This is a genomic window from Marinospirillum sp. (assembly GCF_044810985.1).
Lineage (GTDB): Bacteria > Pseudomonadota > Gammaproteobacteria > Pseudomonadales > Halomonadaceae > Marinospirillum.
Genome location: NZ_CP085242.1, coordinates 1,522,465 through 1,537,566, shown reverse-complemented (window position 1 = coordinate 1,537,566; position 15,102 = coordinate 1,522,465). Strand labels below are relative to the sequence as shown.

Annotated in this window: 13 protein-coding genes and 1 CRISPR repeat array; of the genes, 3 read left to right on the top strand and 10 right to left on the bottom strand. The window is 53.7% G+C overall.

Annotated elements, in window-relative coordinates:
* Positions 1-30: 30 nt before the first annotated feature.
* Positions 31-974: a CRISPR direct-repeat array (repeat unit 28 nt; unit sequence GGTTTAGCCCCGCGGGTGCGGGGAACAG).
* Between the two features lie 128 nt (positions 975-1,102).
* Together istA and istB are read left to right on the top strand one after the other, a co-directional pair.
* The gene (gene istA / locus LG323_RS07385; RefSeq protein WP_404416226.1) at positions 1,103-2,620 is read left to right on the top strand and encodes an IS21 family transposase; all 1,518 of its coding nucleotides are present in this window, start codon (positions 1,103-1,105) and stop codon (positions 2,618-2,620) included.
* Positions 2,607-3,347 (top strand): IS21-like element helper ATPase IstB, encoded by a 741-nt coding sequence (gene istB, locus LG323_RS07380; protein WP_114418945.1) that lies wholly within the window; start codon positions 2,607-2,609, stop codon positions 3,345-3,347. Before istA ends, istB begins: the two co-directional genes overlap by 14 nt.
* Before the next feature lie 1,154 nt (positions 3,348-4,501).
* Here istB and LG323_RS07375 read toward each other — a convergent pair.
* The 9 genes from LG323_RS07375 to LG323_RS07335 form a co-directional block, all read right to left on the bottom strand.
* Positions 4,502-5,059 carry a recombinase family protein gene (locus LG323_RS07375; protein WP_404420058.1) on the bottom strand — a complete coding sequence of 186 codons (558 nt, stop codon included), beginning with the start codon at positions 5,057-5,059 and terminating at the stop codon, positions 4,502-4,504.
* Between the two features lie 456 nt (positions 5,060-5,515).
* Positions 5,516-6,997, bottom strand: a complete 1,482-nt coding sequence (locus LG323_RS07370) for a glycine betaine ABC transporter substrate-binding protein (RefSeq protein ID WP_404420057.1) — start codon at positions 6,995-6,997, stop codon at positions 5,516-5,518.
* The gene (locus LG323_RS07365; protein ID WP_404420056.1) at positions 6,997-7,725 is read right to left on the bottom strand and encodes an ATP-binding cassette domain-containing protein; all 729 of its coding nucleotides are present in this window, start codon (positions 7,723-7,725) and stop codon (positions 6,997-6,999) included. The genes LG323_RS07370 and LG323_RS07365 overlap by 1 nt, the downstream gene beginning before the upstream one ends.
* Positions 7,726-7,760: 35 nt before the next feature.
* Complete coding sequence (locus LG323_RS07360) at positions 7,761-8,798, bottom strand: NADP(H)-dependent aldo-keto reductase (protein ID WP_404420055.1); 1,038 nt, start codon at positions 8,796-8,798, stop codon at positions 7,761-7,763.
* Positions 8,799-8,825: 27 nt separating this feature from the next.
* Positions 8,826-9,965 (bottom strand): hypothetical protein, encoded by a 1,140-nt coding sequence (locus LG323_RS07355; protein ID WP_404420054.1) that lies wholly within the window; start codon positions 9,963-9,965, stop codon positions 8,826-8,828.
* Entirely contained in the window at positions 9,931-10,719 is a 789-nt protein-coding gene (locus tag LG323_RS07350) for a hypothetical protein (RefSeq protein WP_404420053.1), read from the bottom strand. Before LG323_RS07350 ends, LG323_RS07355 begins: the two co-directional genes overlap by 35 nt.
* On the bottom strand, positions 10,719-11,234 hold the full coding sequence (locus LG323_RS07345) for a hypothetical protein (protein WP_404420052.1): 516 nt from the start codon (positions 11,232-11,234) through the stop codon (positions 10,719-10,721). Before LG323_RS07345 ends, LG323_RS07350 begins: the two co-directional genes overlap by 1 nt.
* Positions 11,231-11,980 (bottom strand): flagellar motor protein MotB, encoded by a 750-nt coding sequence (locus LG323_RS07340; RefSeq protein ID WP_404420051.1) that lies wholly within the window; start codon positions 11,978-11,980, stop codon positions 11,231-11,233. The genes LG323_RS07345 and LG323_RS07340 overlap by 4 nt, the downstream gene beginning before the upstream one ends.
* Positions 11,977-13,251 (bottom strand): hypothetical protein, encoded by a 1,275-nt coding sequence (locus LG323_RS07335; RefSeq protein ID WP_404420050.1) that lies wholly within the window; start codon positions 13,249-13,251, stop codon positions 11,977-11,979. Before LG323_RS07335 ends, LG323_RS07340 begins: the two co-directional genes overlap by 4 nt.
* Positions 13,252-13,403: 152 nt before the next feature.
* On the opposite strand from LG323_RS07335, the gene asd reads away from it, so the two are divergent.
* Positions 13,404-14,261, top strand: coding sequence for an archaetidylserine decarboxylase (asd, locus tag LG323_RS07330; RefSeq protein ID WP_404420049.1), 858 nt, complete (start codon positions 13,404-13,406; stop codon positions 14,259-14,261).
* Positions 14,262-14,265: 4 nt separating this feature from the next.
* Here the strand turns inward: asd and LG323_RS07325 are convergent, their stop codons facing one another.
* Positions 14,266-15,036: a MipA/OmpV family protein gene (locus tag LG323_RS07325; protein WP_404420048.1), complete on the bottom strand. Its 771-nt coding sequence runs from the start codon at positions 15,034-15,036 to the stop codon at positions 14,266-14,268.
* Positions 15,037-15,102 lie beyond the last annotated feature (66 nt).

The following is a 15,102-nucleotide window of genomic DNA, read 5'->3' as shown; positions in this document are numbered from 1 at the left end:
GTGCTCTGGCTAACCTGAAAAACAACCGATTGGTTTACCCCCGCGGGTGCGGGGAACAGGCGATGCCGCGTCTTCCTCTTCCACCACTTCCAGGTTTAGCCCCGCGGGTGCGGGGAACAGGCCCCGTATTTGATGGCCTTTTTTTCGATCAACGGTTTAGCCCCGCAGGTGCGGGGAACAGCCTGATCCACTTAAGCGGATAACACCATGAGCCGGTTTAGCCTCGCAGGTGCGGGGAACAGCACCGGGCACTGAGTTGATGTAGTCGATCTGGCGGTTTAGCCCCGCGGGTGCGGGGAACAGTGTCAAACAGCCTCAACACTCAAGAACAATTTCGGTTTAGCCCCGCGGGTGCGGGGAACAGATTTAGCTGGGAGAGACCCTGAATGAGCAGCCCGGTTTAGCCCCGCGGGTGCGGGGAACAGGGAATTTCTGTCCATTTAGATTCACCAGCATACGGTTTAGCCCCGCGGGTGCGGGGAACAGCCAGGGCGCTATCACCCGCAGTGTGTCGGATGCGGTTTAGCCCCGCGGGTGCGGGGAACAGGAGCAGGCCCAGGTTCCCGCCTGCATTGATCGCGGTTTAGCCCCGCGGGTGCGGGGAACAGGACCCATCATTGAACACAATCTTTAATACGGGCGGTTTAGCCCCGCGGGTGCGGGGAACAGCGCGGAAAAAACCTCGTAATTCTTATCGGAAACGGTTTAGCCCCGCGGGTGCGGGGAACAGTTGTACGTTTATTAAACAGTAACCATAAGGAACGGTTTAGCCCCGCGGGTGCGGGGAACAGTTCCAGCCACTCTTCTGCAGAGAGCAAAGTGCCGGTTTAGCCCCGCGGGTGCGGGGAACAGTTGATTGCTGAATTCTTGGTGGAGGGAGGGGGCGGTTTAGCCCCGCGGGTGCGGGGAACAGACCAATAGGGCAGTTCAGGGTAGCTGTGCTGCCGGTTTAGCCCCGCGGGTGCGGGGTGTTAATGGCCAACTAAACTGACCCGCTTCTGGCCATTAATTTTGACCCACCCCCAAGGTGGCTTTGGCCACCAAAACCAGTACCTTCCCTCAACGATGATGATTAAGGGGAAGGGTTTTGAAGGAGTGGGTTGTGATTCATAAAATCAAAGCACTACACGACAACGGCCAGGGTCTTTCCGTCCGAGCCATCAGTAAGCAGTTGTCCATCTCTCGCAATACCGTTCGCAAGTATCTGCGTCTATCGGAAGAAGCCATTCAAGGTCAGCAATCAGACCCCAGTCGCAGCAAAAAGCTGGATGATTACCGCAGTTATCTGGTGTACCTACTGGGTGAGTTCCCCAAGCTGAGTGCGGTGAAGGTTGCTCGTAAGCTGCGTACTAAATATGGCTCCATCCCTGCATCTGATCGAAGTTTGCGCCGTTATATTCAACAGCTGCGCCAGGAAGTGGCTGTAGCTCAGGTTCGCTACTTTGAACCCATTATTGATGATGTGGCCGGTGTTCAATGTCAGGTTGATCCCGGCGAGCTGCGAGGCGTTCGGGTCGGTGATCAGGAGGTCACCCTTCACTTTGTTGTCTTCGTGCTCTCTTTCTCGCGTCTGATGTATGTGGGCCTGAGCTTCCAGCCCCTTGATACCCAGGCCTTTATTCAACTGCATGATGAAGCCTTCCGGTATTTTGGCGGCATCACCGAAGAGTGTGTTTATGACCAGACCAAGCTGGTGGTGATCAAGGAGCAATACCGGGAAATCGAGGCCAACCAGCGCTTTTACCAGTATGCCACCACCGCAGGCTTTAGAATCCATGCCTGTGAAGGCTATGACCCCCAGAGCAAGGGCAAGGTGGAAGCTGGGGTCAAATACGTCAAGCAGGACTGCTTTTATGGCGAACACTTCACCTGTCAACAAGCCGTGAGAGACCATCTGCAAAACTGGCTGGATGAAGTGGCCAACCGTCGTGAGCATGGCACCACCGGCCAGATCCCCCACACCGTTTTTATGGCCGAAGAACGAACTCAGCTGAAGCCTTACCTGGCCCCCAGCAGTCTTCGTCAGCCTTCGGCGATTGAAACTCGTCGTGCGGATAAAACCGGTCTGATCAGCTACCAAGCCAATAAATACTCCGTGCCTCTGGCCTGGCAGCAATCTCAGGTCGGTGTAATGCAGCAGGAAGGCCGTCTGGTCATTACCGACCTAAACACTGGTGAGACCCTGGCCGAACATACCCTGTGCCTGGAAAAGGGGCGCATCATCAAGAACAACAACCACTACCGGGACAGGGAAGCTCGGGTGGCGCAGCTGGAGACCGAAATCAGTCAAATGCTGGGAAAGGCTCTGGGTCAGACACTCTGCCAGCAGATCAGGCGCTCAGAGCCTAGAGTCGTCAAGGATCAGCTGGTTGCCCTGAAATCCATCCTGGCTCACCTGGAGCCGGAAGATCGAAAGCTGCTTGTGCAGCTGGCCGAGCGGCCCGGCATTACCGCTGGCAAGATCAAACGCTACCTGGAGGCGGAACGTCAGGCGCGGAGCAAAGGGCGTTATCCAGATCACGGTCTGCCAGAGGCTACTTCGGCCAACCATGTAGACCTCTCGGCTTACCAGCGACTTGGCCAGTCCAGTGGCCAGGAGGTGACCCATGGGGCAGCTTGAACAAACCCGCGCCCGCTGCAAAAGCCTGAGGCTGACCTGGATGGCTCAACAGCTCCCTCAGCTGCTCGGTGAAGCTGAAAGTAATGACTGGTCTTATCTACAGTGTATCGACCACCTGATGGGCTATGAGCTGAAAGAACGCGATCAAAAACGCATCCAGCGTCACTTCAAACAAGCTCACTTCCCGATGGAAAAGCGCCTGGATGACTTCGACTATCGTCACCAGACCACCATCAATAAACGCCAGATCAGTGCGCTGCTGGACTTCAACTTCCTGGATCAGCGCCAGAACCTGGTGTTCATCGGGCCACCGGGAGTGGGCAAAACCCACCTGGCCATTGGCCTGGGCTACAAAGCCATCGAAGCCGGTTACAAGGTGCTGTTCAAAACGGCCATGACCCTGGTGGAAGAGCTGGAACTGGCTGAAAAACGCGGTGAACTGAAAAAGCGGATCAGCCTGCTGGCCAAAAACGACCTGCTGATCATTGATGAGCTGGGATACCTGCCCATGAGCCGCCAGTCCCGCTATAACCTCTTCCAACTGGTCAACAGCCTGTATGAGTACCGCTCCATCATCCTGACCACCAACAAGGACTTCACCGACTGGGGAGAGTTCTTCCATAACGACAATGTGGCCATACCCATCGTAGACCGGATTATCCATCACTCACACATCTTCATGCTGGGAGGAGAAAGCTATCGACTGAAAGAAAAGTTAACCAACTAACGCACCAGGTGGGTCAATTTTATTGGCCAAAGGTGGGTCAAAATAAATGGCCATTGACAAGCCTCAAGGGGTTTCGTCTGCGAAGGGGGACGTGGCGTTTGCGCCGTGCGTCATTTCGCGCTTGTTTCGTTTTGACGCAGCTGCTGCATTTGGCTCCTGGAGTCTTTTGCAGCTTGTACCATTTCGGCACTGTTCCGTTTTTGTACAAGCACCTCCAGCGTCTTGAGTCATTTCGCGCTTGTTTCGTTTTGACTAAACTAGGTCAGTCTCACACCTGAGAATAAGCCCACCAATGAGACTTAACTTATTGTTCCCATTGAATTTTTTTCCTGCTATATTCGCTCGACCATTAACCAAGGAGTATGCAGGATGATCGACCAAACGCAGCTAGTACATGATGTCTTGAGCCTTAGGAGTGACTTGGAGTTACAGGGCATAGAGCGGGATGACGACGCGCTTAACTATCGCTGGCTGCTGGTGACGGAAGGCCAGGGCGGGAATGGGCCAGTCGCTAAGTGGGGTGACCAGACTTGGTTAGGCGTGAAGATTGACCACTGAAAGGCTGTGTCTGACTCTAGGTATCCTCTACCTTACTGTTAATAGATAACTATAATAGTAAAGCCTATAGATACTCTTAGTCAGACACTAAGTAGGACTAAGAGTAGACCTAGTGTATATCCTATGTATTTCCCAGAGCACTTTCTTGCTAAGGTGTGGGTTATCAAATAACCAGCCCTGGTAGGTCATTATTTAACCAGTTGTCAGACGCTGGGTTAGGGTAGCGTCTTGATAAATTTCGGGACAGTCCCGTTTTTTATCACCTTGAGGAATTTCGCGCTTGTTTCGTTTTTCCCCAAACTCCTTCTGGGGACGTTTCGTCTGCGAAGGGGGACGTGGCGTTGGCGTCTTGGTAAATTTCGCGCTTGTTTCGTTTTTTACCAGCTCCATACAGTCTGCGAAGGGAGACGCTAGGTTGGAGTCTTGAGCAATTTGGCTCCTGGAGTCTTTTTGCTCTGCTGCATTTCGCGCTTGTTTCGTTTTGCAACAAGACACAGCCTTCAAGTCAGACACAGCGAAAACAACAGGAGAACAGGCACGCATATAGCCAAAAGCTATAAGAAACCCATTACTCCTAAGGTGTGGGCTATAAGCCCTCAGACCGTCTCTAGGGCCGTGTAAAGGGTCTGTCTACTTACCCCGTACTCCTGGGCTACATCCTTCTTTGTGCCACCTGAGGCCAGCTTACAACGTATCTCAGCCACCTGTTCAGGGGTCAGCTTCCTTTTAGCTCCTATCTGCTTCCCTTTCCTCTTGGCTATGGCTATGCCTTCCTTTTGTCGCTCCCTAATCATTGATCGCTCAAACTCTGCAAAGGCTCCCATCATTTGAAGCTGTAGGGTCTGGAATGGATTTGCCTCACCAGTGAAGGCCAGGTTCTCCTTGTGAAACTGAACAGTTACCCCGCGTCCCGTTAGGTCACTGACCAACTGCATTAGGTCGGACATATTGCGGGCTAGGCGGTCGATACTGTGAACATGCAGCGTGTCCCCTTTGCGGGCATGGCGTAGGCACTCAGTTAGCGCGGGTCTGTTCGTATCCTTACCGCTTACCTTGTCTGTGAAGCGTTCATCAAACTCCATCCCGTCTAACTGTCGGTCTGTGTTCTGGTCTACTGAGGATACGCGAATATAAGCAAGGTGCTGGCCTGACATGATGATTCCCCCTAAGTGTTAGTGTCCAGGTAACTCTAGGGTTATCTTTACGTTGTGTCAATAAATAATTATTCAACTCACTTGGACACGACAACACGCGGGCTTGAGCTATGGGCTAAAGCGTGTCAAGTATGCTTACTTTGTTGGACACCACCTCCACCCCGCTCCCCCTTGGCTAAAAGGTGTTGAGCCTGGGCTTCAAGAACGGGGTATAGGGGGAAAGCTGGAAGTGCAGAACATCTAAATAGGCTGACAGATTTTTGGTCAATTTATGAAGGCAGCGGTATCACACAGGGTATCACTCAGCACCTATTGACGAACGAACGCCACTCATATACTCTTAAAATTCAACAAGATACAAACGATACCGTTAGTCCCTGCCTCCTGATCGGGGCACCAATAAAAACCGCTATACAACTGCATTATAAAGCTTCCGCAACCCCTTGTAGTTTCTGCCTACTGACTCTGGATTCCTCTCAGGTGGGCCGGTATCCAGCGACGTTCTGCAAGATTAAAAAGCAACTCCGTCACTATCGCCATGAGAGCGGCGGGGATGGCACCATAGAGCACCAGAGTGTGATCATTCAGCGCCAGACCGGTGACGATGGGCTCACCCAGCCCCCCGGCTCCGATGAATGCAGCCAGGGTGGCAGTGCCGATATTGATGATGGCGGCTGTTTTGATCCCCACCAATAGATTGGGAGCTGCCAGCGGCAAGAGGATGTACTTGAGCTGCTCCTTGCGGGTCATCCCCATACCCAGACTGACCTTGACCAGAAGCGGGTTCACCGTCAACAGGGAGGTGACCGCAGCACGCAGAATCGGCAGCAGGGAATAAAGAAACAACGCGATGATCGCGGGCAGAAAACCGATGCCAAAGAGCGGGATCATCAAGGCCAGCAGGGCGATGGAAGGGATGGTCTGCAGTAAACCGGCCACATAAAGCACCGCCTGAGAAATGCGTGGGCTGCGATAAACAAGAATGGCCAGAGGCAGGCCAACCAGGCAGGCGAGGAATAAAGCCAGCAGGGTCAGTTGCAGATGCTCCAGCAGATTAACATCCAGTTTATCCCATTTTAGACCACTGAACTTGCGTTGCTCATCGACAATCAGGCCTTCCTCAAGCAGAAAATCATGGGCCACTTCAGTGAAACCCGCTTCCTGTGAAGAAATCTGCGCATTCAGTGCCTGCATCCGGGTTTCATTCAGGAGACCCGCCAGCTCTTCCAGGCTGGCGTGGACGGCCAGAGGCAGGTCGGCTCTCACCAGTGGCAAGGCAAGGTACTGCGGAAAATAATCACGATCATCTTCCAGCAGAATCAGATTGAAGCGCTCCAGGTCACCATCCGTTGAGTAGGCATCAGTGATATCAATTCGCCCCGCCTGGATGGCTTCATAAGCCAGACCATGTTCCACCCCAAGCGGAGTGAACGGCAGTTCATAAGTCTCTTTCAAGCCCGGCCAGCCATCATTGCGTTGAATGAATTCATGCGAAAAACCCAGACGCAGCTCTTCATGTGCAGGCAGATCACTGATGCGCTGGATGTCTTTTTCTTCAGCCATTGCAGCCTGCATCGTCAAAGCATAGGTATTGTTAAAACCCAGCGAAGGCAAGGCCTTGAGCCTGAAGTTTTCCAGCTTCTCATTGAGCCTGGAAAGCTCGGGCGTGGTTTCCAGTCCCAGCAGGCTCAGCGCCAGGGTGCCGGTGTATTCAGGGTAGATATCAATATCCCCACCCTGCAGTGCCTGCCAGGTTACGGAGGTGCTTCCCAGCCCCAGTTGGCGCTGAACCTGAAAACCATCGGCTTCCAGTTTCTGGGCAAAGATCTCCCCCAGCAAACGCCCTTCGCTGTCCATTTTTGATCCCACGGTCAGGGTCTGGGCAGAAGTGAAACCGGCCAGCAGCAGACAGCCCAGCAGTAACAGTAACCTCAACATCAGCGTGCCTCCAGCAGGCGAGCCACCTGGGTATTGGCTGGGTTATCAACAATGGCCTGAGGGTGATCGGCCTGGAGCACAATGCCGGGATCCAGAACCACCATGAAATCAGCCAGCTTGATGGCTTCCTGAATGTCGTGGGTGACCAGGATCACGCTGCGCGCTTCTGCTGCCTGAAGCTCCTGAAAGCGGGAATGAACATCCACGCGGGTAATGGGGTCGACTGCGGAAAAGGCCTCATCCAGCAAAAGCAGGTCCGGGTCCAGCATCATGGCCCGGCACAGGCCCACCCTTTGCGCCTGCCCCCCGGAAATCTCATGCGGATAGCGTTCCAGCAGAGCCAGATCCAGATACATGAATTGAAACAGCTTATGAACCCTGGCCGTGATCTGTTCTTTGCTCCAGCCTTCCAGTCCAGCCATCAGGGTAATATTGCCTTTCACCGTCAGATGCGGGAACAAACCGATCTGCTGCACGGCATAGCCCATTTTGCGGCGTAGCTGTGGCAACTTTCCATAATCAATCGGCTCCCCGAAAATTCGCACTTCACCGGCATCGGGTCGCAACAAGCCGTTGATCAGTTGCAGCAGGGTGGATTTCCCGCAACCACTGGCACCCACCAGAGCGGTCACCTGACGGCGGGGCAACTCCAGGCTGACACCTTCAAAAAGGCGCTGAGTGGAAAATCCTTTAAAAACCTTGTCGAAGGTGACGCTGGGTAAAGGCATAGATCAACACTTTTGCAAAGAATTTCTGAATGGCCTCAGGGGCAGGGGTTTGGCTGTTCCAAGTGGATCTGCTCAATCGCGTCCAGTTGTTCATCAGTCAGAGTTAGGTTAGCTGACTCCAGGTTATTTTGCAGTTGTTCCAGGGTGGTGGCTCCAATGATGTTACTGGTCACAAAGGGGCGCTGAGTGACAAAAGCCAGAGCCATCTGGGCCGGGTCCAGACCAGAATCCTGCGCCAGCTGAACATACCGGGCCGTTGTTTTTTCAGCCAGGGGGGAGGTGTAACGCTGAAAACGTTCATAGAGTGTCAGGCGGGCACCGGCCGGTTTCGCCTGGTTGAGGTACTTGCCGCTCAAAACGCCAAAGCCCAGGGGCGAATAGGCCAGCAATCCGACCTCTTCGCGAATGGCCATTTCTGCCAGCCCCACTTCAAAGGTGCGATTCAACAGGTTATAGGGGTTCTGGATCGACTGAATGCGCGGCAGTTGTTGTTCGTTACTCAGGCGCAGGTATTCGTGCAGGCCCCAGGAGGTTTCATTGGAAATCCCCAGATAACGCACCTTGCCTTCCTTGACCAAGTCTTCACAGGCTTTCAGGGTTTCTTCAATGCTGATGGCCTGTTCATCCTCCTGGTGTTGATAACCCAGTTGCCCGAAAAAATTGGCTTTTCGTTCGGGCCAGTGAATCTGGTAAAGATCCAGGTAGTCCGTCTGCAAGCGTTTCAGGCTGGCTTCACAGGCCTGTTTGATCTGTCGGGCATTGAGTCTCGGGCCGTCACGCAGGTAGGTCATGTTTTCCGAGCGCCCCACGACCTTGCTGGCAATGACCAGCTTGTCTCTTTGCTGCTGTTTTTTCAGCCAGCTGCCCAGATACTGCTCGGTCAGGCCCTGGGTGTCCGCTTTGGGCGGCACCGGATACATTTCAGCGGTATCAATAAAATTAACTCCGGCTGCAATGGCAGCATCCAGTTGTTCATGAGCTTCGGCTTCAGAGTTTTGCTCACCCCAGGTCATGGTGCCCAGGCAGATTTTGGAAACCTTCAACGAAGTTTGACCCAACTTGCGATATTCCATGCCTTCTCCTGTTTTTAGATGGATACTCTAGTTATTCAGCAGATAAAAGCCTTGCTGTTCACGGCCCTGCTGGTAGCGGTTAAACTGGTTCTTGATGCGTTGTTGCCCGTTTTGAATAAAGCTGGTTTCAATTTCCTCGAGCAAAGCCGACTGGAGTTCATCCCGGTATTTGATTTCTTCCACTTTCAACAGAGCCCAATCTGCTGCGGTCATGGCAGTAAAAACACCGATACCGGTCAGCAAGGCTCCCGGCCCACTGGGCGCAGTTGCTGCAGCTGCCGCACCGCTGGTCGCCGATTGTATAGCCAGTCGCGCGGGCAAACGGGCCAGGTAACGACGAATAATCCGGCTGGCTGCCTGGGCTGCCGGAGCACTGGCCAGGCGGGCGGCCATCAGACGCCCCGTCGGCAAAGCAATGGCAGCCCCGACCAGAGCACCACTACCTGCACTGATTTGCCAGCGACGCAGATCCGTTTCACTGGGTCTGACCCAATTTTGCAGATCCTGCTGCAAGGCCATTTTCTCAATACGCGGATCATCATCTGCAAGCTTAGCGTGCTGTGGTTTTTCCCGTTGGCGAAATTCTTCCTGCAAGTCATCCAGCCGGGAGGAAACATAACCGTCCCCCAGCGTTTGCCAGGTGGCAACAACTTGTGGGTTGATGGCGCTGAGGTGCTCGCGCCAGGCTGTATGCAACTGACTGTCATCCAGCAGATGCTGTTGCATCTTATCAATCAGCAATTCATCGAGATCACCGGTCACGGCCACAAACAAACGCAAGTAGGAGCCGGTCAGTGAATAATACCAATCCAGGTAGTTGTTGACCCCGGCCTCTGCCGCCTGGCGCACTTCCAGGGCCTCCTGCGCCAGCCAGTCATTCAGTGATTCCTGCAGTCGGGCATCCTGGGTGGCATTTATGGCGACCAACTGGCTGGTGAAATCCTGATAGTCTTCCTGAGTGAGCGTCAGGGTTTCTCCCCGCAAAAGACTGCGCACCAGTGGCTGGTCATCGCTGGCAAAAAAATGACTTTGCAGCAAATGACGCTGACTGTAGCTGAGAGTTGCCAGAATCAGCAGCAGAATAGCCAAACTGATGAGCAGGCCACGCTTGCCCCTGCCGGGAGCTGTGGCGCTATGAGTGCTCTGTGTCTGTGGATTGTTTGTCATCCAGACCTCGAATCAAATAGTCAGCGGCCACCAGCCAATAACTGGTGGCCAGAGCCAGACTAGCCATGACCCCTGCCAGGAGCAACCAGGTCAGCAAGCCCAACCAGCCTGCCTGTTCCAGATTACCAACAAAATTCTGCAATGCCCATTTCTGAGTCAGATCCAGCAATTGCACACTGCGTTCCAGAAAGCCCAGCAATTCAGCCGTGCGACTCACATCCAGGTGCTCTGCCATGGCCTGACTCCAACTCTTCCCCACCAGCCAGGGCTGGGGCTGGTAGATAAAAGCCAGCATCAATAACAAAGTCAAAACCAGAGTGTTAGCGCTCACCAACCAACGACAGAAGAGCAGTTTACGGTAAGCCGGTTGAATCGCAGCACCCAGGCGTTCGCTGAGAATTTTCTCCAGGGTTGGTAACACCAGCAAACTGCTGGCCAGTACTAGAAGCAACCAGGGAGAAATCAGCAGCACCTGCAATAACAGCAACAGTGCCAGCAGCAGGCTGGCCAACAGTTGACTGATCACACCCAGCCAACCCACTTGCAGGCGCCGAACCAGAGAACTTTCAGCATTCAGGTACTGAGCCAGCCAGACCTGGCGTTTTTGTCGGGCCAGATCCAGACGCAGATTGAAAATCACCCAGGTGATAAAAAACAGTAAGGGAAAAAACAGCCAGTCCTGCCAGCCTGAGGGTAGGAATCGCCAGATCAAAAGATCCGCAAAAGCGGCAACAAGTGCAAGAAGGGACAGCATCAGCGTTCCCCAACGCCCTGCACAGGGTAAAGCGTGTAGACCTGAAAAAACTCATCCCGGGAAAAGACTTTCAGCAGGTTTTTGCTGTAGGCAATCTTGCGGTTGCGATTAAGATCAAAACCCTTGTAGCCCAGAAGCTGCAGGCAATGAGCACAGACCTGGCGGTTTGTCTCACCCTGCGGCCCCAGGGGCAAACTGCCCGTACGCCGTGAGGTCACCCAAACCTGCTGGCCGGGTTCCCAGCCTTGCGTTACTTCACACTGGGCCAGGTGATAGTCATGATCCTCGGCCCGATAAATCACCAGGCGGGAATTTTTCAGGCCCCAGGTATCATCGGCAAAACGCCTCAGGCGATGCAGGGATACCAAGCGCCCCTGCTGATCCAGCTCGGAACGTTCCCGACCCGTCAGGTGCTTTTCCGGATTAAAGAGTTCAAAGTGCCCGGCCTTGCGCGCTTTCATACTCAGGCGCAGTTGTTTGAAAGGCTCGAACTCAGTGAAATCCGGCAGCTTCATGGCTCTTCAGCTTCCTGCAGGGGACGGCGTTGCTCTTCCAGAATGGCACGAATACGTGAATCAGCATCAGTCCGTACGCGAAATTCCACCCGGCGGGATAACTCTTCATTTTCGCTGCCGTCAGGGTTCAGAATCGGCTGGGATGAAGACAGTCCATTGGCAGTGAGGTTGCGTTTCAGCCAGTCTTCTTCAGCGTTGACCTCAGGGAGGTTGATCACATACTCCAGGCTGGAACGGGTGCGTGCCTGGGAGAGGCGCATGTTATTGATGTAGGCATCATTTTCGCTGACTGCATTGGTCCACTCACTGGAAGTATGACCTTCGATCCTGACCTCCTCAATATCTTCCCGGTATTCCTCGGAGGTAATGACCCCCACGTAGCGAGGAAAAAATTCTTCCAGGATTTCCGCAAAACGCGGGCGCAGATTGGCCGAACCGATTTCATAAAGAGCACCGCTGTCCTGAAAGGTGATCACCAGATCGGGACTCAGCTCGGCACCCCAGCCTGGTAGATCCTCTTCAAACTCTTCCAGCAGATCTTCATACAAGGCTTCCCGAAGATCCTGGTAGATTTCCGCCACTTCCCGCATGCGCTCACTTTCTTTCTGCACAATCACCATAAACACCACGGCCACCAGCAGAAACACCATCATCAGGCCGGCCATGAGGTCACTGACAGAAATCCAGTGAGCCCCCTCTTCTCCGGCAAGGGTTTCTTCTTCCTGGTTCTGGTCCAGGCTGCTCATGCATCACCTGCTTTACGCTCAGCGGTTTTCTGAATTTTTTCAGAGAGCTGCACCAGTTCCCGCAACTTGTCGGTCAGAGGTGTGTAGTCGCTGACGAATTTTTCCGACAAGGCCGCAAGCTGACTGCCAAAGGTCTGCAGGGAGTGAGTCAATTCATGCTCCAGGGCGGCATCCATGCGCACCAGCTGCTGTTCGGTGCGATCCAGGCTGCGTTCCATGAGTTTTTGCTGACGTCCCAGTTGATCATCCAGGCGTGGGCCCAGCAAGTCATTCATCTGCTCGACACTGGAGGCCACCCGCTTGGCCGAGTTGTCCATCAGCTTCTGCATTTGCTGATGCTGACGATCCAGTTGCCCGGCCAGACCATCGGTCAGGGTATGAATCCGCTCTTCCAGTTTGGGCAATCCACCACCGGCCTTGTTGACCAGGTTGGCGAGCGAATCCAGATAACTGCCCAGCGACTCGGACTGCTGTTGCAAGCCAGACATGACTTCACCCAGGGTATCGGCAACAACATTGAAGGACTGGGTGTGCTCGACCATGGTCTTGTAGGCTTCGGTGGCCTTGTCCAGTACCTGGCCATTGGCCCGCTGTTCATTGAGCAGGGCTTCCAGTTCTTCTTTATAGTTTTCCTGCCACTGCAGCATCTGGCCCACGGCTGCATTCAACTGCTGGAAGTTTTCCCCATACTGGGCACCGATCTGCTGATTGAAATCCTTCAGCAGGGTTTCCAGAGCTGCAACCAGGGCCTTGGAGTTGGCATCAGCCATCTGTTGCTGGTAATCACCGATCCCTTCACCCAGCTTTTTCAGGCTGGCCTGAAGGCGCTGGTCATTGTTCTTCATGTACTCATCAATTCGGGTCAGGCCGGAGTTTTTCAGCAGCAGACGAATATCCCCCAGCAGGGTGGCCAGATCATCCATGGTCGCCCCGGTGACCTGGGTGCTGCCATCCATACCCCGTACGTGATTCAGAACGTGACGCAACTTGATGGTCATCGCCCCGAACAACCCGGCAATGGAAGACCAGAAAGCTGTTTTCAAACCTTCAATCAATTGGGGAACACTGGCCTCAACATCGCCAGCATCAAACTCCATCAACCCCAGAGCAATACCCAGAAAGGTGCCAAAAATACCCACACTGGTCAGAATGGAAGGTGCGGCATTGACAGTGCGCAGAGAGTAAACCGGCCCATGAAAATAAATCGTCATCAAGGCGATCAAACCCATAAAAAACAGTGTCAGCGGGGAGAACATATCGAAAAAGGCCATGATCGTGAGCAAATATCCTTGGTGGCAGGAAAAAGCAAAATGGAGGTTAGTTTACCCGTTGCCAACGGCCAGGGTAAATCCTTGCGGCGTTTTAGCCAGGCTGCTTATCCGCTACAATAGCGCCATCTTCACAACTCTACAGGAAAAGTTTCGTGAATAAAGCCAAGCTCTTTGCCCTCAGCCAGTATCCACTGCCCCACCATCTTTTATCGCGCATCACAGGACGCCTGGCTGAATGCCGTCTGGTTTGGCTGAAAAATCTGCTGATCACACGCTTCATCAAACACTTCAAGGTGGATATGAGCGAAGCACAGCAACCGGACCCCACCGCCTATGCCAATTTTAATGAATTCTTTACCCGCCCCCTCAAAGAAGGCGCTCGCGAAATCACTGCTGACCCCCAAAAGCTGGCCAGCCCCGCTGACGGCAGCATCAGTGAGCTGGGCAGTCTGGAGCATGGTCGGGTTCTGCAGGCCAAGGGCATGCACTACAGCCTGACCCGCCTGCTGGGTGGCAACAGTGAAAAAGCCCAACCCTTTATGGGCGGTTCTTTTGCCACCATCTACCTGTCTCCCAAAGACTACCATCGGGTGCATATGCCAGTGGATGCCACCCTGCAGGAAACGCTTTACGTGCCCGGACGTATTTTTTCCGTCAACCAGGCCACGGCCGATAACGTCCCCGGCCTTTTTGCCCGTAATGAGCGTCTGGTCTGCTTTTTTGAGACTCCGGCAGGCCCCATGGCCATGATTCTGGTGGGTGCGATGATTGTGGCGGGCATTGAAACCGTCTGGGACGGCCAGGTGACTCCGCCGGTTCGGGAAGTGAAGCTGAAAGACTTCACTGACCCTGAGCCGATTGTTCTCGACAAGGGTCAGGAAATGGGACGCTTCAAACTGGGTTCCACGGTAATTCTGGTCTTTGGCCCGGATGCCGTGCAATGGCGCGAAGACCTGCAAAACGGCACCCAGGTACGTTTGGGTGAGGCCCTGGCAGAACTTGCTGGATAATGGATCAAAAACGATACATGAGGGCTGCAAAGACTCCGGTAACCCATTCGCGATTCACCAGCGGGCTGTCGATCACTGAATCGGGCAGTCTGCTGGTTTTGGCAGCAATCATCACCGAAGTTTTTTGACTAAAGGAATACAGGGTATTCAGGGTGATGCTGGGTTCCCAGCCAGAGTCCACCTGATAGGCAGGCCGGTCACTTCTGGCTTCACTTTCTGTTACGCCAAAATAGTAATCCAGCAACTCCGAGCTCTGCCAACTTAAGGCCACACCCGGACTTAAGCGCAGTTTTTCAGTCACCTTGAAACCGTAACTGTAGCTGCTGCTGAATTCATAACCCTGATGCTTGTTGAGCAGGTCATGAACCCCTTTGATTGCAAACTGGTGGCCCTTCACCCGACCTGAAAAACCCAGGCCGCCATCCAGGGACCAGTCACGGCTTTCCATACCATTCAGGTAACTGGAATCACTGCTGGAATAGCCCGCCAGACGCCCCTTGACCAACACACTGGCTTGAATACCGCCCCAGGAACCGCCTGTGCCCCAGGCATTGATGCCGGCTTCCAGCCCGCGGATATAGGCAAAGCGACCCCGGTAACTGACAAAACCGGGAATGCTGTTGGGGTTGCTGCTGACCCCCCGGTAAGGACTTTGTCCTTGAGCTGCGCCCACACCGGCACTCCAGTTGGCTTTCGCTGTCACAGGAGTGAGAAACAAAACCATCAGCATGAAGAAAAAAAGCGGGAACAACTTCCTTGGAGATGTGATGCGCATTTTATGATCCTTTCATGTAAAATAATCGTATAATTTTAGAACAACCAGTCTAAAAACCCAAGCAAC